At 72.0% G+C, this 18,486-nt stretch carries 15 protein-coding genes; 4 read left to right on the top strand and 11 right to left on the bottom strand.

Going from position 1 to position 18,486, the window contains the following annotated elements; all coding sequences use genetic code 11:
* Positions 1–45: 45 nt before the first annotated feature.
* From prcA to arc, 5 genes are all read right to left on the bottom strand, one after another.
* Positions 46–798, bottom strand: a complete 753-nt coding sequence (gene prcA, locus ABD345_RS15725) for a proteasome subunit alpha (protein ID WP_344552727.1) — start codon at positions 796–798, stop codon at positions 46–48.
* 31 nt (positions 799–829) lie between these two features.
* A complete protein-coding gene (gene prcB / locus ABD345_RS15720; RefSeq protein WP_344552726.1) occupies positions 830–1,675 on the bottom strand; it encodes a proteasome subunit beta in 846 nt (281 codons plus the stop codon).
* Between the two features lie 178 nt (positions 1,676–1,853).
* A complete protein-coding gene (locus tag ABD345_RS15715) occupies positions 1,854–2,072 on the bottom strand; it encodes a ubiquitin-like protein Pup (protein WP_344552725.1) in 219 nt (72 codons plus the stop codon).
* Positions 2,073–2,169: 97 nt separating this feature from the next.
* The gene (dop, locus tag ABD345_RS15710; RefSeq protein ID WP_344552724.1) at positions 2,170–3,681 is read right to left on the bottom strand and encodes a depupylase/deamidase Dop; all 1,512 of its coding nucleotides are present in this window, start codon (positions 3,679–3,681) and stop codon (positions 2,170–2,172) included.
* 105 nt (positions 3,682–3,786) lie between these two features.
* On the bottom strand, positions 3,787–5,553 hold the full coding sequence (arc, locus tag ABD345_RS15705) for a proteasome ATPase (protein ID WP_344552722.1): 1,767 nt from the start codon (positions 5,551–5,553) through the stop codon (positions 3,787–3,789).
* A gap of 232 nt (positions 5,554–5,785) precedes the next feature.
* Here arc and ABD345_RS15700 point away from each other — a divergent pair, with 232 nt between their 5' ends.
* Complete coding sequence (locus tag ABD345_RS15700; RefSeq protein WP_033212814.1) at positions 5,786–6,073, top strand: ferredoxin; 288 nt, start codon at positions 5,786–5,788, stop codon at positions 6,071–6,073.
* A 7-nt stretch (positions 6,074–6,080) separates the two neighbouring features.
* On the opposite strand, the gene ABD345_RS15695 is transcribed toward ABD345_RS15700, so the two are convergent.
* From ABD345_RS15695 to ABD345_RS15685, 3 genes are all read right to left on the bottom strand, one after another.
* Positions 6,081–6,653, bottom strand: coding sequence for a hypothetical protein (locus tag ABD345_RS15695; protein ID WP_344552719.1), 573 nt, complete (start codon positions 6,651–6,653; stop codon positions 6,081–6,083).
* Between the two features lie 173 nt (positions 6,654–6,826).
* Complete coding sequence (locus ABD345_RS15690) at positions 6,827–7,795, bottom strand: tRNA (adenine-N1)-methyltransferase (protein WP_344552717.1); 969 nt, start codon at positions 7,793–7,795, stop codon at positions 6,827–6,829.
* 45 nt (positions 7,796–7,840) lie between these two features.
* Positions 7,841–9,037: a site-2 protease family protein gene (locus ABD345_RS15685; RefSeq protein ID WP_344552715.1), complete on the bottom strand. Its 1,197-nt coding sequence runs from the start codon at positions 9,035–9,037 to the stop codon at positions 7,841–7,843.
* Positions 9,038–9,187: 150 nt separating this feature from the next.
* On the opposite strand from ABD345_RS15685, the gene ABD345_RS15680 reads away from it, so the two are divergent.
* Complete coding sequence (locus ABD345_RS15680; protein WP_344552713.1) at positions 9,188–10,054, top strand: RecB family exonuclease; 867 nt, start codon at positions 9,188–9,190, stop codon at positions 10,052–10,054.
* A 1-nt stretch (position 10,055) separates the two neighbouring features.
* Positions 10,056–10,727: a response regulator gene (locus tag ABD345_RS15675; RefSeq protein ID WP_344552712.1), complete on the top strand. Its 672-nt coding sequence runs from the start codon at positions 10,056–10,058 to the stop codon at positions 10,725–10,727.
* Positions 10,728–10,796: 69 nt separating this feature from the next.
* Here ABD345_RS15675 and ABD345_RS15670 read toward each other — a convergent pair whose 3' ends face one another.
* From ABD345_RS15670 to metH, 3 genes are all read right to left on the bottom strand, one after another.
* Positions 10,797–12,386 carry an ABC transporter substrate-binding protein gene (locus ABD345_RS15670; protein WP_344552711.1) on the bottom strand — a complete coding sequence of 530 codons (1,590 nt, stop codon included), beginning with the start codon at positions 12,384–12,386 and terminating at the stop codon, positions 10,797–10,799.
* A 347-nt stretch (positions 12,387–12,733) separates the two neighbouring features.
* Positions 12,734–13,438: an HAD family hydrolase gene (locus ABD345_RS15665; RefSeq protein WP_344552709.1), complete on the bottom strand. Its 705-nt coding sequence runs from the start codon at positions 13,436–13,438 to the stop codon at positions 12,734–12,736.
* A 192-nt stretch (positions 13,439–13,630) separates the two neighbouring features.
* Positions 13,631–17,134, bottom strand: a complete 3,504-nt coding sequence (gene metH / locus ABD345_RS15660; RefSeq protein ID WP_344552707.1) for a methionine synthase — start codon at positions 17,132–17,134, stop codon at positions 13,631–13,633.
* Positions 17,135–17,280: 146 nt separating this feature from the next.
* Between metH and ABD345_RS15655 the strand changes: the two genes are divergently transcribed.
* A complete protein-coding gene (locus ABD345_RS15655) occupies positions 17,281–18,393 on the top strand; it encodes a glycoside hydrolase family 18 protein (protein ID WP_344552706.1) in 1,113 nt (370 codons plus the stop codon).
* The last annotated feature ends 93 nt before the right edge of the window (positions 18,394–18,486 follow it).

Genomic DNA, 18,486 nt, shown 5'->3' with positions numbered 1-18,486 from the left:
GACCGGGCGGGCGGCCCGCCGCGTTCGGCGGGCCGCCCGGGCCGGTCATTCGGTGTCGGCGCCCTCGTCGTCGCCGTCCTCGGCGGCGGCCGACTCGTCACCGCTGAGCAGCCGGGCCAGCTGGCCGCCCAGGATGCGCTTGAACTTCCGCTGCTGGGGCCGCTGGCGGTCCAGCACCGCGACCTCCAGCTGCTCCGGCGTCAGCGTCCGCGGGGTGCCGCCGTTCGGGTCGCGGGCCAGGCCGTCGACGGCCAGCTTGAGCGCCTCCGCGAGGCCCAGCCCGGCGCGGTGGCGCTGGCCGAGGTAGCTGCCGATGGAGTCGGCGTTGCCGCCGACCACCACGGCGTTCTTCTCGTCCACCACCGAGCCGTCGGGGGTGAGCCGGTAGATCTGGTCGTCGGCGTCGCTCCGGCCGACCTCGGCGACGATCAGCTCGACCTCGTAGGGCTTCTCCCCGACCGAGGAGAAGATGGTGCCGAGGGTCTGCGCGTAGACGTTGGCCAGGCCGCGGGCGGTGACGTCGGCCCGGTCGTAGGAGTAGCCGCGCAGGTCGGCGTAGCGGACGCCGCCGATGCGCAGGTTCTCGAACTCGTTGTAGCGGCCGACCGCGGCGAAGGCGATCTTGTCGTAGATCTCGGAGACCTTGTGCAGCGCGCGGGAGGTGTTCTCCGCGACGAAGACGATGCCGTCGGCGTAGGTGAGCACGACCACGCTGCGGCCGCGGGCGATGCCCTTGCGGGCGTACTCCGCGCGGTCCGCCATGGCCTGCTGGGGCGAGACGTAGAACGGCGTGGACACCGCCGGTCTCCCTTCGGTGGTTGGGGCGGACTCAGAGGAGCGGGGCCTGCGGGCCGTTCGGGTGCTGGCGGCGCTGGTCGGTGATGGAGACCGCGATCGCGGAGACCTCGTCCTCGGTGAGCCGGCGGAAGCCGTCCTCGGTGATCAGCGTGACGATCGGGAAGATCTTGCGGGCCAGGTCGGGACCGCCGGTCGCGGAGTCGTCGTCGGCGGCGTCGTAGAGCGCCTGGACGGCGAGGGTGGCGGCCTGCTCGCCGGTCAGCCCGTCCCGGTAGAGCTTCTTCATCGAGCCGCGGGCGAAGACCGATCCGGAGCCGGTGGCGGCGAAGCCGGCCCGCTCCTCGGAGCGGCCGCCGGTGACGTCGTAGGTGAAGATCCGGCCGCGGCCGAGGTCGAGGTCGTAGCCGGCGAAGACCGGGACGACCGCGAGGCCCTGCATGGCCATCGCCAGGTTGGAGCGGATCATCGTGGTGAGCCGGTTGGCCTTGCCCTCGAAGGAGAGCACGGCGCCCTCGATCTTCTCGTAGTGCTCCAGCTCCAGCTGGAACAGCCGGACCATCTCGACCGCCAGGCCCGCGGTGCCGGCGATGCCGACCGCGCTGTACTCGTCCGCCGGGAAGACCTTCTCGATGTCCCGCTGGGCGATGACGTTGCCCATGGTGGCGCGGCGGTCGCCGGCCAGCACCACGCCGCCGTCGAAGACCGCGGAGACGATGGTGGTGCCGTGCGGCGCCTCGACCGTCATCCCCTCCGGGAGGGGGCGCCGGCCGGGGAGCAGCTGGGGCGCGTGGCTGTCGAGGAAGTCGAGGAACGAGGAGGAGCCGGGGGTGAGGAAGGCGGCCGGCAGACGCCCGGTGCCACTGAGGTTGGCTTCCACACGTGTCCTTCCGGATCGAAGATCGAAAGTTGCTTGGTGCCCCGGACCCTACCCGCTTCCGGGGCCGGTTCCACGCGCTGCGCACGGGAGCTTGCGGGAACACGAGGCCGCAGGCGCGCTCAGGGCACACCTGCGGCGCTCGTGGTGCTGTTTTCGGTGGCGGAGGGGATTCTCCCTCTCACTCGCCGCCCTTCTGCACGAATCCGCGCACGAAATCCTCCGCGTTGGATTCCAGTACCTCGTCGATTTCGTCGAGTACCGAGTCGACGTCGTCGCTGAGCTTTTCCTGGCGCTCCTTGAGCTCGTCCGAAGCCTGCGTTTCCGCGGCCTGCTCCTCGACCTCCTCGGAGGAGCGGCTCGCCCGCTGCTGGCCGCCGCCGTTGTCCTTCTCCGCCATTTCCCTCACCCCGCTCGTTCGGTGTTCTCGTTCAACGCTGGCTGCTCACCGGAATGATTCCCCGCTGGGGAAATGTTCACCCCCGGTGATCGAAAAGTTACCCGCCGGAGAGGACCCGGACCAGGTCCTCGGCGGTGCGGCACCGGTCGAGCAGCTCCTTGACGTGCTCCCGGGTGCCGCGCAGCGGCTCCATGGTCGGGACGCGCTGGAGGCTGTCGTGGCCGGGCAGGTCGAAGATGACGGAGTCCCAGGAGGCCGCGGCCACGTGGTCGGCGTACTGCTCCAGGCAGCGGCCGCGGAAGTAGGCCCGGGTGTCGTCGGGGGGCTGGGTGACGGCGCGGCGCACCTCGTCCTCGGTGAAGAGCCGCTCGAACCGGCCGCGCGCCGCCAGCCGGTTGTACAGGCCCTTGTCGGCCCGCACGTCGCTGTACTGGAGGTCGACCAGCTGGAGCCGGGGGCTGTCCCAGTCCAGGCCGTCGCGCTGCCGGTAGCCCTCCAGGATCTCCTTCTTGGCGATCCAGTCGAGCTGCCGGGACAGGCTCATCGGGTCGCGCTCCAGCCGGCCCAGCACGTCCTCCCAGCGGGCCAGCACGTCCAGGGTCTGGTCGTCGGCGTCCTGCCCGTGGCGGTCCTCGACGTACTTGCGGGCCAGCTCGCAGTACTCCATCTGGAGCTGGACGGCGGTCAGCCGGCGGCCGCTGCGCAGCTGGACCAGCTGCTTGAGGTCGGGGTCGTGGGAGATCCGGTGCAGGGTGCGCACGGGCTGGTCGACGGCGAGGTCGACGGCGATGAAGCCGTCCTCGATCATCGACAGCACCAGGGCGGTGGTGCCGAGCTTGAGGTAGGTGGAGACCTCCGACAGGTTGGCGTCGCCGATGATGACGTGCAGCCGGCGGTACTTCTCGGCGTCGGCGTGCGGCTCGTCGCGGGTGTTGATGATCGGGCGCTTGAGGGTGGTCTCCAGGCCGACCTCGACCTCGAAGTAGTCGGCGCGCTGGCTGATCTGGAAGCCGTGCCCGCCGCCCTCCTGGCCGATGCCCACCCGGCCGGCCCCGCACACCACCTGGCGGGAGACGAAGAACGGGGTGAGGTGGCGGACGATGTCGGCGAACGGGGTGGTCCGCTGCATCAGGTAGTTCTCGTGGGTGCCGTAGGAGGCGCCCTTGTTGTCGGTGTTGTTCTTGTAGAGCAGGATCCGCTGCCCGCTGGGCAGTTCCAGGGCGCGCTCGGCGGCCTCCGCCATGATCCGCTCGCCGGCCTTGTCCCAGAGCACCGCGTCGCGCGGGTTGGTGACCTCGGGCGAGGAGTACTCGGGGTGCGCGTGGTCGACGTAGAAGCGGGCGCCGTTGGTGAGGATGACGTTGGCCAGGCCGATGTCCTCGTCGGTGAGCTGGCTGGCGTCCGCCACGTCCCGGGCCAGGTCGAAGCCCCTGGCGTCGCGCAGCGGATTCTCCTCCTCGAAGTCCCAGCGGGCGCGGCGCGCCCGGTGCATCGCCGCGGCGTACGCGTTGACGATCTGGGACGAGGTGAGCATGGCGTTGGCGTTGGGGTGGCCGGGCACGGAGATGCCGTACTCGGTCTCGATCCCCATCACGCGCCGTACGGTCATGCGGCCCTCCTGACCTGTGGGTACTGCTGGGTGCTGCCGGTGCAGACGCGCCGTCCGGCTGCGGAGCCCTGCCGAGCGCCGCAGCCGGACGGGGTCGTGCGCGTGCTACAGGTACTGCCCCGTGTTGGCGACGGTGTCGATGGAGCGGCCGGACTCGGCGCCCTGCTTGCCGGTGACGAGGGTGCGGATGAAGACGATCCGCTCGCCCTTCTTGCCGGAGATGCGGGCCCAGTCGTCCGGGTTGGTGGTGTTGGGCAGGTCCTCGTTCTCCTTGAACTCGTCCACGCAGGCGGCGAGCAGGTGGGAGACGCGCAGACCGCGCTGGCCGTGGTCGAGGTAGTCCTTGATGGCCATCTTCTTGGCCCGGTCCACGATGTTCTGGATCATGGCGCCGGAGTTGAAGTCCTTGAAGTACAGGACCTCCTTGTCACCGTTGGCGTAGGTGACCTCCAGGAAGCGGTTCTCCTCGGTCTCCGAGTACATCCGCTCGACCACCGACTGGATCATGGCGGCGACGGTGACCGACACCGAGCCGTCGTGCTCCTTGAGGTCGTCCGGGTGGAACGGGAGGGTGTCGCGCAGGTACTTGGAGAAGATGTCCTTGGCCGCCTCGGCGTCCGGCCGCTCGATCTTGATCTTGACGTCCAGGCGGCCGGGCCGCAGGATCGCCGGGTCGATCATGTCCTCGCGGTTGGAGGCGCCGATGACGATGACGTTCTCCAGGCCCTCCACGCCGTCGATCTCGGCGAGCAGCTGCGGGACGATGGTGTTCTCCACGTCCGAGCTGACGCCGGAGCCGCGGGTGCGGAACAGCGACTCCATCTCGTCGAAGAAGACGATGACCGGCGTGCCCTCGCTCGCCTTCTCCCGGGCCCGCTGGAAGACCAGGCGGATCTGCCGCTCGGTCTCGCCCACGTACTTGTTGAGCAGCTCGGGGCCCTTGATGTTGAGGAAGTAGCTCTTGCCCTGCGGGCGGCCGGTCACCTCGGCGACCTTCTTGGCCAGCGAGTTGGCCACCGCCTTGGCGATCAGCGTCTTGCCGCAGCCGGGCGGGCCGTAGAGCAGGACGCCCTTGGGCGGCCGGAGCTCGTACTCCTTGAACAGGTCGGCGTGCAGGTACGGGAGTTCGACGGCGTCCCGGATCTGCTCGATCTGGCCGGAGAGGCCGCCGATCTGCCGGTAGTCGATGTCCGGGACCTCCTCGAGGACCAGCTCCTCGACCTCGGACTTCGGCACCACCTCGTACACGTAGCCGGAGCGGGGCTCCAGCAGCAGGGCGTCGCCCGGGCGGAGCGTCAGGCCGTGCAGCGGTTCGGCGAGCCGCACCACGCGCTCCTCGTCGGTGTGGCCGGTGACCAGCGCGCGGTCACCGCCCTCCAGCACCTCCTTGAGGGTGACGATCTCGCCGATCCGCTCGAACGCCATCGCCTCGACGACGTTGAGCGCCTCGTTGAGCATCACCTCCTGGCCGCGGCGCAGCTCGTCCAGCTCCACGCTGGGGCTGACGTTGACCCGGAGCTTGCGGCCCCCGGTGAAGATGTCGGCGGTGCCGTCCTCGTTCTTCTCGAGGAAGGTGCCGAATCCGGCCGGCGGCTGGGCGAGTCGGTCGACCTCCTCCTTGAGGGCCACGATCTGGTCGCGGGCCTCGCGCAGGGTGGCGACGAGCCTCTCGTTCTGGGCGGTCACACCGGCCAGGCCGGTCTGCAGCTCGGTGATCCGCTCCTCGAGGATCCTCGATCCGCGCGGGGAATCCGCGAGCCTGCGCCGAAGGACGGCGATCTCCTGTTCGAGGTAGGAGACCTGCGCGGCCTCGTCGGACCCCCGTGCGGGCCTGCCGGCGCTGCGGTCGTACTCGTCATCGTGGGCTGCCACGGTCCTCACCTCCTCCTGGGGGAGCTGGACGACCCAAACCTACCTGGGACCAGGGCGATGTAAACCCCTTAGTGATCAGAAAGGCGGGTCGGGCGTGTCCGGTTGTTCGCCCTGCGTGCTTCCCCTCTTGGTAGAGGAGATGCCCACCGCTCAACGGTTCAAAGCAGCGCGGATGTATCGTGACAGGAATGTCCCCGAATGCGGGGCGACCGGAGCAGAAACGGCAGGGGCAATGGCGGGGACTGGCGAGGCACTCGAAGTCTGGATCGACCAGGATCTGTGCACCGGCGACGGCATCTGCGCGCAGTACGCGCCCGAGGTCTTCGAGCTCGACATCGACGGGCTCGCCTACGTCAAGGGCGCGGACGACGAACTGCGCCAGCAGCCGGGCGAGAGCGTGCCCGTGCCGCTGACGCTGCTTCAGGACGTGGTGGACTCCGCCAAGGACTGCCCGGGCGACTGCATCCACGTCCGCCGGGCGGCGGACGGCGTCGAGGTCTACGGGCCGGACGCCGACTGACGGCCGCTCAGGCGCCGTGCACCGGCGTGCGGGTCTCGTTCCCGGTCCACGTCCCGGCGGTCCGGGTCCAGGTCAGGTCGACCCGCAGGTCGGGCGAGAAGCGCGGCACGTCCGGGGAGGAGTAGCCGCGGGCCGTGCCGCGGACCGAGCCGTCGCTGCGGATCGCCAGCTCGGTGACGGTCAGGCCCTCGCTGTCGGGCAGCAGGGTGACCGGGGCGCCGTCGGCGGCCAGCAGGAACACCCCGTCCGGCGGAGTGCCCATGTCCGCCTGGCAGTGCGCGGCGGCGACGGTCACCGGGGCGCCGTCCAGCACCGCGGCGGCCTTCAGGCTCACCGCGACCGGGAACGGGCCGCACTCCAGCGGCAGGTCGGCCTTGGCCGGGTCGACCTCCGGCAGCGGCGTCGCGGCCGGGGGCGCCGGCTCCGCGGTCGGCCCGTCGGCCGCCTGACCCGCCGTCACCGCCCCGGTCGCCGAGGTGGCGCCCAGCGCCCCGCCCACCACGGCCGCGCAGCCCGCCGCGACCAGCACCCAGTGCTTCAGCCCCGACCGCGCGTGCCCGGGTATCCGACGCTCCGTCACCACGAGACTCCCCTCTTTCCGGTCCGGGCATCCTTCCACACCGGGTGCCGGGGCGACCCCTCAGGGGCGCGGGGACCGCGCGGGGCGGGAGACGCCGACAGCCGGGTCGCGGGGCGGGCAGTGACCTGCCGCTCCCCCGCGACCCGGCTGTCGGCGGGTGCGTGCCGTGCGTGCTACTCCGGGAGGTCCCGGGCGTCGTGCGAGGCCGCCTGGCGCTGCGCCTTGCGGATGGCCGCGCGCTCGACGAGCGAGAGCTCGGTCTCGGGACCGGTCTCGTAGTCCTCGCCGTAGGAGCCCTTGGCGGGGCGGCGGCGGCGCAGCGGGGGCTCGACGCCGTCGGCGAGGCGGCGGGCGGTGAGCAGGAAGCCGGTGTGGCCGATCATCCGGTGGTCCGGGCGGACCGCGAGGCCCTCCAGGTGCCAGGTGCGGACCATGGTCTCCCAGGCCTGCGGCTCGGTGAAGGTGCCGTGCTCGCGCAGCGCCTCGACGGTGCGCGACATCTGGGTGGTGGTGGCCACGTAGCAGCAGATCAGGCCGCCGGGGACGAGCGCCTTGGAGGCGACGTCCAGGCACTCCCAGGGGGCGAGCATGTCGAGGATGACCCGGTCGACGTCGGTCTCGATCAGGTTGTCCTGGAGGTCGCCGACGGTGAGCTTCCAGGCCGGGTGCGGGCCGCCGAAGTAGCGCTCGACGTTGCCCTTGGCGATGTCCGCGAAGTCCTGCCGGCGCTCGTAGGAGGCGAGCGAGCCGGTGTCGCCGACGGCGCGCAGCAGGTAGGTGGAGAGGGCGCCGGAGCCGACGCCCGCCTCGACCACCTTCGCACCGGCGAAGATGTCGGCCATGGCGAGGATCTGGCCCGCGTCCTTGGGGTAGATCACCGCCGCGCCGCGCGGCATGGACAGGACGTAGTCGGGGAGCAGGGGGCGCAGCGCGAGGTACGGGACGTTGCCCGTCGTGCGGACGACCGTGCCCTCGGGAGCGCCGATCAGCTCGTCGTGCGGGAACATACCCTTGTGGGTGTGGAACTGGTTCCCGGCCTGGAGCGTGAACGTGTAGTGGCGGCCCTTGGGGTCGGTCAGCTGGACCTGGTCCCCGACCTGGAAGGGCCCGCGTCGGCGGGTGGCACCGGTCGGTTCGGACATGGGGGCCATCCTACGGGAGCCGGGGGGCTGCCCCCGACCACATGATCAGTTCGCGCCCGCGGCCCGGCCCTGGAGCGCGGCGGTGAGCTTGCGTTCGAGGTCGGCGAGGGAGAGCACGCCGTAGACCGAGCCGTCCGGGCGGACCACCAGGTACTCGGTGGCGGGGGCCCGGCGCAGGGTGTCGAGGATCTGTTCGCCGGCCAGGTCGACGGGGACGGTGAGGCCGGGTCCGAGGTCGCGGGAGACGGCGGTGACGGCGATCCAGGGCCGGCGGTGCTCGGGGACGGCGCTGACCGCGGACTCCTTGACCACGGCGACCGGTTCGCCGCGCCCGTCGACCACCACGATCGCCCCGGCGTGGGCCTCGCGGGCCCGGCGCATGGCCTCGCCGAGCGGGGTGTCGGCGGGGACGTCGATGCTGCGGCGGGCCATCTCGCGGACCTTGAGCCGGGGCAGCACCTCCTTGAGCCGGGCGTTGCGCAGCGAGTTGCCGGCGCCCTGCCAGATGATGAAGCCGAGGATCGCGGCCAGCACGCCGTCGACCATGGCCTCGGTGGAGGTGCGCTCGACGTCCTGGGAGGAGCTGAGGATCGGCAGGCCGAGGACGACGGCGACGGCCAGCAGGCGGCCGGCCCAGACCGCGGCCAGGGTGCCCTTCATCGGGTTGCCGGTGACCGCCCAGACCACGGCGCGCAGCATCCGGCCGCCGTCCAGCGGGAGGCCGGGGAGCAGGTTGAAGGCGGCGACGACCAGGTTGGAGACCATCAGCCCGGCGAGCAGCACGCCGGGGACGGTGGCGGGTTCGACGGCGCGCAGGCCGAGCCAGAAGGCGCCGCCGAGCAGCAGCGAGAGCAGCGGGCCGACGAAGGCGAGCCAGAACTCGCGCCAGGGGCGGTCGGCCTCCTTCTCGATCTCGGAGACGCCGCCGAGGAACTGGAGCTGGATCCGGCGCACGCCGAGCTTGTAGCGCAGCCCGACCACGGTGTGGGCGAGCTCGTGGACCAGCACCGAGGCGTAGAAGGCGACGGCGAAGGAGAAGGCGAGCAGGTAGCGGCCCGCGCCGAGGTCGGGCAGCACGTCGGCGAGCCGGCTGCCGAAGACCCAGGTGATCAGGGCCGCGACCAGGAACCAGGACGGGGTGACGTAGACGGGCACGCCGAACGGACGGCCCATCAGGATGCCGCCGCGCGGCTGCTCCCCGGGCTTCGGCTCCTGTGGTGCCCGCCCCTCGGTGTCGTTCACCGTGCTCCTTCCGTTCCGCCGTCCGCTGGTGCCTCGTACGCTACGTGATCTCGTCCCGGGAACGGCGGTGCCCCCGCCCTCCCCTTTGCTTGTACCCACCTCCGCGACCCGTCCGCCCGTGCTGTCGCTCCGGTGCAATAGGGTCGTGGCATGCAGCAGACCGACCCCTCGCCCGCCCCGCGTCCGGCCGCCCGGCCGACCGGGCTGTCGCCGTCCCGGGCGGGTGACTTCATGACCTGCCCGCTGCTGTACCGGCTGCGGGTGATCGACCGGCTGCCGGAGCCGCCGAGCGCGGCCGCGACCCGGGGGACGCTGGTGCACGCGGTGCTGGAGCGGTTGTTCGACCACCCGCCGGCCGAGCGCACGCCGGAGCGGGCGCTCGGGCTGCTGGGCCCGCAGTGGGAGCGGTTGCTGGGGGAACGGCCGGAGCTGGCGCAGCTGTTCCCGGGCGAGCCGGAGAAGTTGGCCGACTGGCTGGCGGACGCCGAGAAGCTGGTGCGGAAGTGGTTCCGGCTGGAGGACCCGGTCCGGCTGCACCCGGTGGAGCGCGAGCTGTACGTGGAGACCGCGCTGGAGTCGGGCCTGCTGCTGCGCGGGTACATCGACCGGGTGGACGTCGCGCCGTCCGGCGAGGTGCGGCTGGTGGACTACAAGACCGGCCGGGCGCCCTCGCGGGACTTCGAGGGCAAGGCGATGTTCCAGATGAAGTTCTACGCCCTGGTGGTGTGGCGCTGGAAGGGCGTGGTCCCCAAGCGCCTGCAGCTGGTCTACCTGGGCGGCGGCGGGGACGTGGTGACGTACGACCCGGACGAGGCCGACCTGCTCGCGGTGGAGCGGAAGCTGGAGGCGCTGTGGGAGGCGATCTCGGCGGCGGTGGCCACCGGTGACTTCCCGGCGACGCGCAACCGGCTGTGCGACTGGTGCGACCACCAGGCGTCCTGCCCGGAGTTCGGCGGCACTCCCCCGCCGTACCCGCTGCCCCTGACCAGTGTGACCATTCCCGGCGAGGAGTCCTAGGTTGACGATCCGTGTGCTGCTGGTGGACGACCAGCCGCTGCTGCGTACCGGTTTCCGGATGATCCTGGAGGCGGAGTCCGACCTGGTGGTGGTCGGCGAGGCGGGCGACGGGCAGCAGGCGCTGGACCAGGTCCGCGCCCTGCAGCCGGACGTGGTGCTGATGGACATCCGGATGCCGCGGATGGACGGCGTGGAGGCGACCCGGCGGATCGCCGGACCGGACCGGGACGGCCCGGCGAAGGTGCTGGTGCTGACCACCTTCGACCTGGACGAGTACGTGGTGGAGGCGCTGCGCGCGGGCGCCAGCGGCTTCCTGCTGAAGGACGTGCCGGCCGAGGAGCTGGTGCAGGCGATCCGGGTGGTGGCGGACGGCGCGGCGATGCTGGCCCCCTCGGTGACCCGCCGGCTGCTGGACATGTACGCCACCAAGCTGCCCTCGGGGGACGAGACGCCGCCGCAGGCGCTGACGGTGCTGACCGAGCGCGAGGTGGAGGTGCTGCGGCTGGTGGCGCGCGGCCTGTCGAACGCGGAGATCGCCGCCGAGCTGTTCGTCTCGGAGACGACCGTGAAGACGCACGTCGGCCACGTGCTGACCAAGCTCCAGCTGCGCGACCGGGTGCAGGCGGCGGTGTACGCGTACGAGAGCGGCCTGGTGCGCCCGGGCGCGCTGTAGTCCGCCGCAGCGCCGAACGGCCCGCCGCCCCGAGGGGGTGGCGGGCCGTTCGACGTTCGCGGCCGGGCGTCACTGCGAGGTGCGGCCGATCGCCCAGAAGCGGAACACGCCGGTGTTGTCCAGGGTGCCGTCCACGCCGGTGATGCCGGGGCGGTAGACGTAGAAGGACTTGTTCTGGAACAGCGGGACCATCGGGACGGCGTCGGCCAGGATCTTCTGGATCTGCTCGTAGGCGCCGCCGCCGGTGCGGTCGGTGAGCTTGATCGAGTCCGGCACCAGCTGGTCGCTGATCTGCGGGTTGTTCCAGCCGTTGTGGTAGGCGCCGCCGTTGACCACCAGGGGGCTGATGTAGTCGTCGGCGTCGGCGTAGTCGGGGGTCCAGCCGACGGTGTACGCCTGGTAGCTGCCGTTCTTCCAGCCGGCCTGGTAGGCCGTCCAGTCGGGCTCCTGCTGGACGGTCACCTGGAACAGCCCGCCGTTCTCCAACTCCTCCTTGACGGCCTGGAGTTCGGCCTCGCCGGCCCGGGCCCGGGACCAGGTCAGGGTGAGCTTGACCGGGGTGGTGACGTGCGCGTTGGCCAGGATCCGCTTGGCCTTGGCCGGGTCGGGCTCGCCGTACTTGTCGAAGAAGGCGGTGCTGTGGCCGGCCACGCCCGCCGGGACGACCGAGTACAGCGGCTGCACGGTGCCCGCGTAGACCCCCTGGGAGATCGCCTTGCGGTCGATCAGCTGGGCGGCGGCCTGCCGGACGGCCTGGTTGCCGCCGGTCTCGTCCTTGGTGTTGAAGACCAGGTAGCGGGTGTCGCCGGAGGCGCCCTCGGCGACCCGGAGGGCGCCGGTGCCGGCCAGGTCCGCGTCCTTGATCTCGGCGGCCTGGGCGGGGTCGAGGCTGTTGTCGGTGAGGTCGACGGCGGCGCTGTCCAGGGCGGACTTCAGCTCGGCGGGCTTGTCGAAGTACCGGACCGTGAACTTGGTGTTGCGGACCTCGGCGGTGCCCCGGTAGTTCGGGTTGGCGCTGAGCTGGACCTTGCTGGGGGCCTTGCCGTTCATCTCGACCGAGTCGATCCGGTACGGCCCGGAGCCGACCAGGGAGGTGTTGCCGAGCAGCTTGTCGGCCGGGAAGACCTGGTGGTCGACGATCGACCCGGCCGCGGAGGCCAGCTTGGCCGGGAGCACCGCGTCGGGGCTCTCCAGGTGGAAGGTGACCTCGCGGTCGCCGGAGGTCTCCACCGAGGCGATGGTGGACAGCAGCGGGCTCGGGCCGGACGGGTCGGCGATCTTCTTGACCCGGTCGATGGAGAACTTGACGTCCGCGGCGGTCAGCGGGTGCCCGTTGGAGAACTTCAGGCCGCTGTGCAGCGTGCACTGGTAGGTGAGCGCGTCGGTGTCGGTGAAGCGGCAGGACTCGGCGGCGTCGGGCTGCGGCTCGGTCGCGCCGGCCGGGAAGCTCAGCAGCGACTGGAAGGCGTTGTTGAGGATCAGCCAGGAGCCCGCGTCGTACGCGCCGGCCGGGTCCAGCACGCTGGTCACGTTGGTGGTGCCCATGGTGATGGCGGCGTCGCCGCCGCCGGCGGCCTTCTCGACGGAGGCGCAGCCGGCCGCCGTGGTGGCGACGAGGGCGGCGCAGCTGAGTGCGGCCAGGCGGTTGGGCGTCGTCATGCGGGGTGGTCTTCCTCACTGCGTGCGGCCGGCTGTCGCCGGTGCCCGCCGCCCGGCGCCGGGGTGGGGCGGGGCCGCGGGTCTGCTGCGGCCGTGCGCGCCCGTCGTCCCGGGTTTCCGGGGTGGGCGTCGGCACGGCACGGGGACTGAGACGCCTTAGCGTGCCACATCGCCCCCGGACGGTCACCGAGGGTCCGGCCGGGGCGGTCGCGCGGGGTTCGGACGATCTTGTCCGAGCACCCGACGAGTTGTCAGCCAATGCCCGTTTTCATCCGCGCGGCCGGACACGTTCCGCGTACCACCGGACGCGGAACGAAACCGGCAAAGCGGTGCGAGGGAGACGAACCTCACACCCGGGCGCCGGCCAGGGTTCGCAGCAGGCCCAGGTCGACGTGCTCCAGCGAGGGCAGCACCAGGCGGCCGGGGGCGGGTTCGATGGCGGCGATGGAGGGGACGGCGATGACCGGACAGCCGGCCGCCTCGGCGGCGGCCACCCCGGTGGGGGTGTCCTCGACGACCACGCAGCGGGCCGGGTCGGCGCCGAGCCTGGCGGCGGCGGCCAGGTAGGGGTCGGGGTGCGGCTTGGTGCGGGCGACCTCGTCCCCGGCCACGGTGAAGGCGAAGTGCTGGGCGCCCAGGCTGCGCAGCACGATGTCGATGATGTGCCGGTGCGAGGCGGACACCAGCGCGGCCGGGACGCCGTGCGCGCCCAGGGTGTTGAGCAGCCGCTCGGCGCCGGGCATCAGCGGGACGCCGCCGGCCAGCAGGTCGACGAAGCGCTGGTTGATCAGCACGGTCAGTTCGGCGGGGCTGAGGGTGACGCCGGTGCGGCCCAGCAGGTAGTCGATGACCCGGGTCATCGGGCCGCCGACCACGTGGGTGCGGTCCTCGGCGGTGAGCCGGTGGCCGAGTTCGGCGAACAGGTCGACCTCGGCCTGCCACCAGAAGTCCTCGGTGTCGACCAGCGTGCCGTCCATGTCGAGCAGGACGGCGTGCAGGCCGCTGTCCTCGCCGTCTCCGCCGATGCGGACCGGGGTCGAGACCGTCGTCATGCGCGCCGTCCTTCCGGGTGGGTGGCCGGGCGCGCGGGCGCGTCCGGGGCCGGGCGCGGACGCGTCCGGGGATGGCACGGGCCGGCCCGCTGGTCAGCGGACCGGCCCGTTTCAGGATCATCAAGAATACGCCCGGCCGGTGGGATTGCACCGGTCGGCGGTGCGGCGAACGGATGATCTCCGGTTGAAGACCTACCGCGCGTTGAAGTACTTGGCCTCGGGGTGGTGCAGCACGATCGCGTCGGTCGACTGCTCGGGGTGCAGCTGGTACTCCTCGGAGAGGACCACGCCGACCCGCTCGGGCTTGAGCAGCTCGGCGATCTTGGCCCGGTCCTCCAGGTTGGGGCAGGCGCCGTAGCCGAGCGAGAAGCGGGCGCCGCGGTACTTGAGGGCGAACATGTCCCGGACGTCCTGCGGGTCCTCGTCGCCGAAGCCGAGCTCGTAGCGGACCCGGGCGTGCCAGAACTCGGCCAGCGCCTCGGCGAGCTGGACGGACAGGCCGTGCAGCTCCAGGTAGTCGCGGTAGGAGTCGCCGGCGAACAGCTCGTTGGCGGCCTCGGAGATCCGGTTGCCCATGGTGACCACCTGCAGGCCGACCACGTCGCGCTCGCCGGACTCCTCCGGGCGGAAGAAGTCGGCCAGGCACAGGCGGCGGCCGCGGCGCTGGCGGGGGAAGGTGAACCGGGTCAGCTCGGAGCCGTCCTCGCGGTAGAGGATCAGGTCGTCGCCCTTGGAGTTGGCCGGGTAGTAGCCGTAGACCACGGCGGGCTCCAGCCAGCCCTCGGTCTGCAGCCGGTCCAGCCAGCCGCGCAGCCGCGGCCGGCCCTCGGTCTCCACCAGCTCCTCGTACGTCGGGCCGCCGGAGCGCCCGCCCTTGAGGCCCCACTGGCCCTTGAACAGCGCGTCCTCGTCCAGCCAGGAGGCGTAGTCCTGGAACGGGACGCCCTTGATGATCCGGTCGCCCCAGAACGGCGGGGTCGGGACCGGGTTGTCGGTCGCCACGTCGGAGCGGATCTGGCCGAGGTTGACCTCCTCCGGCTCCTCCACCTCGACCCGGGCGTGCCGGCGCTTGCGCAGCTCGGGCAGGGCGGCGCCGGGAACGCCGCGCTTGACGCCGATCAGGGCGTCCATCAGGCGCAGGCCCTCGAAGGCGTCCCGGGCGTAGCGGACCTCGCCCTGGTAGATCTCGTGCAGGTCCTGCTCGACGTAGGCGCGGGTGAGGGCGGCGCCGCCGAGGATCACCGGGAAGTCGGCGGCCAGGCCGCGCTGGTTCAGCTCCTCCAGGTTCTCCTTCATGATCACCGTGGACTTGACCAGCAGGCCGGACATGCCGATCACGTCGGCCTTGTGCTCCTGGGCGGCCTCCAGGATCGCCGAGACCGGCTGCTTGATGCCGAGGTTGACGACGTTGTAGCCGTTGTTCGACAGGATGATGTCGACCAGGTTCTTGCCGATGTCATGGACGTCGCCCTTGACGGTGGCCAGCACGATGGTGCCCTTGCCCGCGCTGTCGGACTTCTCCATGTGCGGTTCGAGGTGCGCGACGGCGGCCTTCATCACCTCGGCGGACTGCAGCACGAAGGGCAGCTGCATCTCGCCGGAGCCGAACAGCTCGCCGACCACCTTCATGCCGGACAGCAGCGTGCCGTTGATGATCTCCAGCGCCGGGCGCTCGGCCAGGGCGGCGTCCAGGTCGGCCTCCAGGCCGTTGCGCTCGCCGTCGATGATCCGGCGTTGCAGGCGCTCCTCCAGCGGGAGCGCGGCCAGCTCCTCGGCCTTGGAGGCCGCCGAGGAGGCCGCGGAGACGCCCTCGAACAGCTGCAGCAGCTTCTGCAGCGGGTCGTAGCCCTCGGAGCGGCGGTCGTAGACCAGGTCGAGGGCGGTCTGCCGGCGGTCCTCCGGGATCCGGTTCATCGGGAGGATCTTGGCGGCGTGCACGATCGCCGAGTCCAGGCCGGCCTCCACGCACTCGTGCAGGAAGACGGAGTTGACGACCTGGCGGGCGGCCGGGTTGAGGCCGAAGGAGATGTTCGACAGGCCCAGGGTGGTCTGCACCTCCGGGTGGCGGCGCTTGAGCTCGCGGATCGCCTCGATGGTCTCGATGCCGTCGCGGCGGGACTCCTCCTGGCCGGTGGCCAGGGTGAAGGCCAGGCAGTCGACCAGGATCGAGCTCTCGTGGATGCCGTACTCGCGGCCCAGCTGCTCGATCAGCCGCTCGGCGATGGCGACCTTGTGCTCGGCGGTGCGGGCCTGGCCCTGCTCGTCGATGGTCAGCGCGATCAGGCCGGCGCCGTGCTCGCGGGCCAGCGCGGCGATCTTCCCGAACCGGGTGTCGGGGCCGTCGCCGTCCTCGTAGTTGACGGAGTTGAGGACGGCCCGGCCGCCCAGCATCTCCAGGCCGGCCTGCAGCACGGGCGGCTCGGTGGAGTCCAGCACGATCGGCAGGGTGGAGGCGGTGGCGAGGCGGCCGGCGATCTCGCGCATGTCGGCGACGCCGTCCCGGCCCACGTAGTCCACGCACAGGTCCAGCAGATGGGCGCCCTCGCGGATCTGCTCGCGGGCGATCTCCACGCAGCTCTGCCAGTCCCCGGCGATCATCGCCTCGCGGAACTTCTTCGAGCCGTTGGCGTTGGTGCGCTCGCCGATCGCCAGGTAGGAGGTGTCCTGCCGGAACGGCACCGACTGGTAGAGCGAGGCGGCGGACGCCTCGGGCCGCGGGTCGCGCGGGGCGAGCGGCCGGCCCTGCACCCGCTCGACCAGCTGCCGCAGGTGCTCGGGGGTGGTGCCGCAGCAGCCGCCGACCAGGGCCAGGCCGTAGTCCCGGACGAACACCTCGTGCGCGTCGGCGAGTCCGGCCGGGCTGAGCGGGTAGTGCGAGCCGTCCTTGGTGAGCACCGGCAGGCCGGCGTTCGGCATCGCGGACAGGCCGACCTTGGCGTTCTTCGCCAGGTAGCGCAGGTGCTCGCTGTACTGCTCGGGGCCGGTGGCGCAGTTCAGGCCGATGAAGTCGATGCCGAGCGGCTCCAGCGCGGTCAGCGCCGCGCCGGTCTCCGAGCCCAGCAGCATGGTGCCGGTGGTCTCGATGGTGATCTGCGCGAAGATCGGCAGGTTCACGCCCGCCTCGGCCAGCGCGGCCTTGCAGCCCAGCACCGACGCCTTCACCTGGAGCAGGTCCTGGCTGGTCTCGATCAGCAGCGCGTCCACGCCGCCCGCGATCAGGCCCGCCGCGTTCTGCCGGAAGCCCTCGCGGACCACCGCGAAGGTGGTGTGGCCCAGCGTCGGCAGCTTGGTGCCCGGTCCCATCGAGCCCAGCACCCAGCGGAGGCGGCCGTCCTTCGCGGTGAACTCGTCGGCCACCTCGCGGGCGATCCGGGCACCGGCCTCGGACAGCTCGAAGATCCGGTCGGAGATCTCGTACTCCCCCAGCGCCCAGTGGTTGGCGCCGAAGGTGTTGGTCTCCACGCAGTCCACGCCGACCTCGAAGTACGCCTCGTGCACCGAGCGCACGATGTCGGGGCGGGTCACGTTCAGGACCTCGTTGCAGCCCTCCAGCTGCTGGAAGTCCTCCATCGACGGGTCCTGCGCCTGGAGCATCGTGCCCATCGCCCCGTCGGCCACCACGACTCGGGTGGCGAGGGCCTCTCGCAGGGCGTCGGCGCGGTCCTGCTGGGCGGACGTGGGTACAACGGTGGCCATGTGGCTGCTCCCTGAGTGCGACGGCTGTCGGCTATGCGTCCCGCCTGGACCGGGGGCGCACCCCGCCAGGGTATCGGTCCCCCGGGGTGCGGACGGAACCCGTTCCGCATCCTGGGCGTCCTTCTCCTCCGGAAGGGAGCACGATCATGCCCACTTCGGGGAAGCGGAGCCGGTGGAAGCACGTCCGGCACGCCCTGCGCGCGTCCGAATGGCGGACACTGCCCGCCCGGGCGCGCCGCCGCTGGCGGGAGCGGACCCGCTGGAGCCGGCGCCGGCGCGCCCTCACCGCGCTCGGCACCGCGCTCGCCCTGCTGGTCCTGCCGGTGCTCGGCGCGGCCGCGGCGCTGCGCTGGGAGTACGCGGGCGAACCGGCCGCGGACGCCCGCACCCGCGGCAGGGACGCGATCTGGCTCGGCCACGCCTGGGTCGACGGGCGGCGCACCCCGGAGGAGCTGACCGCGCTGGCCGCGAAGGTGCGCAGCACCGGCATCCACGACCTGTACGTGCACACCGGGCCGCTGGCGCACGACGGCTCGCTCGACCCGGGGCTGGCGCCCGGCGCGGCGGACTTCCTGGCCCGGGCGCACGCGGCGATGCCCGGGGTGCGGGTCCAGTCCTGGCTGGGGGACGTGGTGGCGCCCGAGAAGGAGGGCCTGCACCTGGACCGGGCCGACGTCCGGGACCGGATCACCGCCTCCGCGCGGCAGGTCCTCGACCTGGGCTTCGACGGCGTCCACTTCGACCTGGAGCCGGTGCACTCCGGCTCGGCCGGCTTCCTCGCCCTGCTCGACCAGGTGCACGCGCTCACCGCCGCCCGGGCGGTCCCGCTGTCCGTCGCCGCCCCGCAGATCGACCCCGTCCCCGGGCTGGGCCGGGTCACCTTCGCGCTCAGCGACCACGGCAAGTACTGGTCCGCCGGGTACTTCGCGGCGGCGGCCCGCCGGGTCGACCAGGTCGCGGTGATGTCCTACGACACCTCGATGCCGGTGGAGTCGCTGTACGGCGGCTACGTCGCCCGGCAGACCTCGCTCGCCCTCGCCAACACCCCGCCGGACGTCGACCTGCTGATGGGCCTGCCCGCGTACTGGGCGGACACGCCCTCGCACCGGGGCGACGCCGAGACCGTCCGCGCGGCGGTCCGCGGCGCCCGGCTGGGCCTCGGCCCGGGCGGACGGCAGAACTTCGGGCTCGCGCTGTACGTGGACTTCGCGGCGACGCCGGACCACTGGGCGGCGTACCGGGACGGCTGGTGCGACTAGGGCTCGTATTCTGTTGTGATCATTCTGGGAAGTTGCCCTCGCGGCGCGGCCTGATCCGGTAGACCGTGTTCCGTGACGCGAGTGCAACTTTCC

Source organism: Kitasatospora saccharophila, from assembly GCF_039529925.1.
Lineage (GTDB): Bacteria > Actinomycetota > Actinomycetes > Streptomycetales > Streptomycetaceae > Kitasatospora > Kitasatospora saccharophila.
This window is presented reverse-complemented; position numbering and strand designations above follow the sequence as displayed.

Coding starts and splice junctions, on each gene's coding strand:
- metH (WP_344552707.1), bottom strand. CDS start 17,134: ATGGCCACCGTTGTACCCACGTCCGCCCAGCAGGACCGCGCCGACGCC.
- ABD345_RS15680 (WP_344552713.1), top strand. CDS start 9,188: ATGCAGCAGACCGACCCCTCGCCCGCCCCGCGTCCGGCCGCCCGGCCG.
- ABD345_RS15670 (WP_344552711.1), bottom strand. CDS start 12,386: ATGACGACGCCCAACCGCCTGGCCGCACTCAGCTGCGCCGCCCTCGTC.
- ABD345_RS15690 (WP_344552717.1), bottom strand. CDS start 7,795: ATGTCCGAACCGACCGGTGCCACCCGCCGACGCGGGCCCTTCCAGGTC.
- ABD345_RS15655 (WP_344552706.1), top strand. CDS start 17,281: ATGCCCACTTCGGGGAAGCGGAGCCGGTGGAAGCACGTCCGGCACGCC.
- ABD345_RS15665 (WP_344552709.1), bottom strand. CDS start 13,438: ATGACGACGGTCTCGACCCCGGTCCGCATCGGCGGAGACGGCGAGGAC.
- dop (WP_344552724.1), bottom strand. CDS start 3,681: ATGACCGTACGGCGCGTGATGGGGATCGAGACCGAGTACGGCATCTCC.
- ABD345_RS15700 (WP_033212814.1), top strand. CDS start 5,786: ATGGCGGGGACTGGCGAGGCACTCGAAGTCTGGATCGACCAGGATCTG.
- ABD345_RS15715 (WP_344552725.1), bottom strand. CDS start 2,072: ATGGCGGAGAAGGACAACGGCGGCGGCCAGCAGCGGGCGAGCCGCTCC.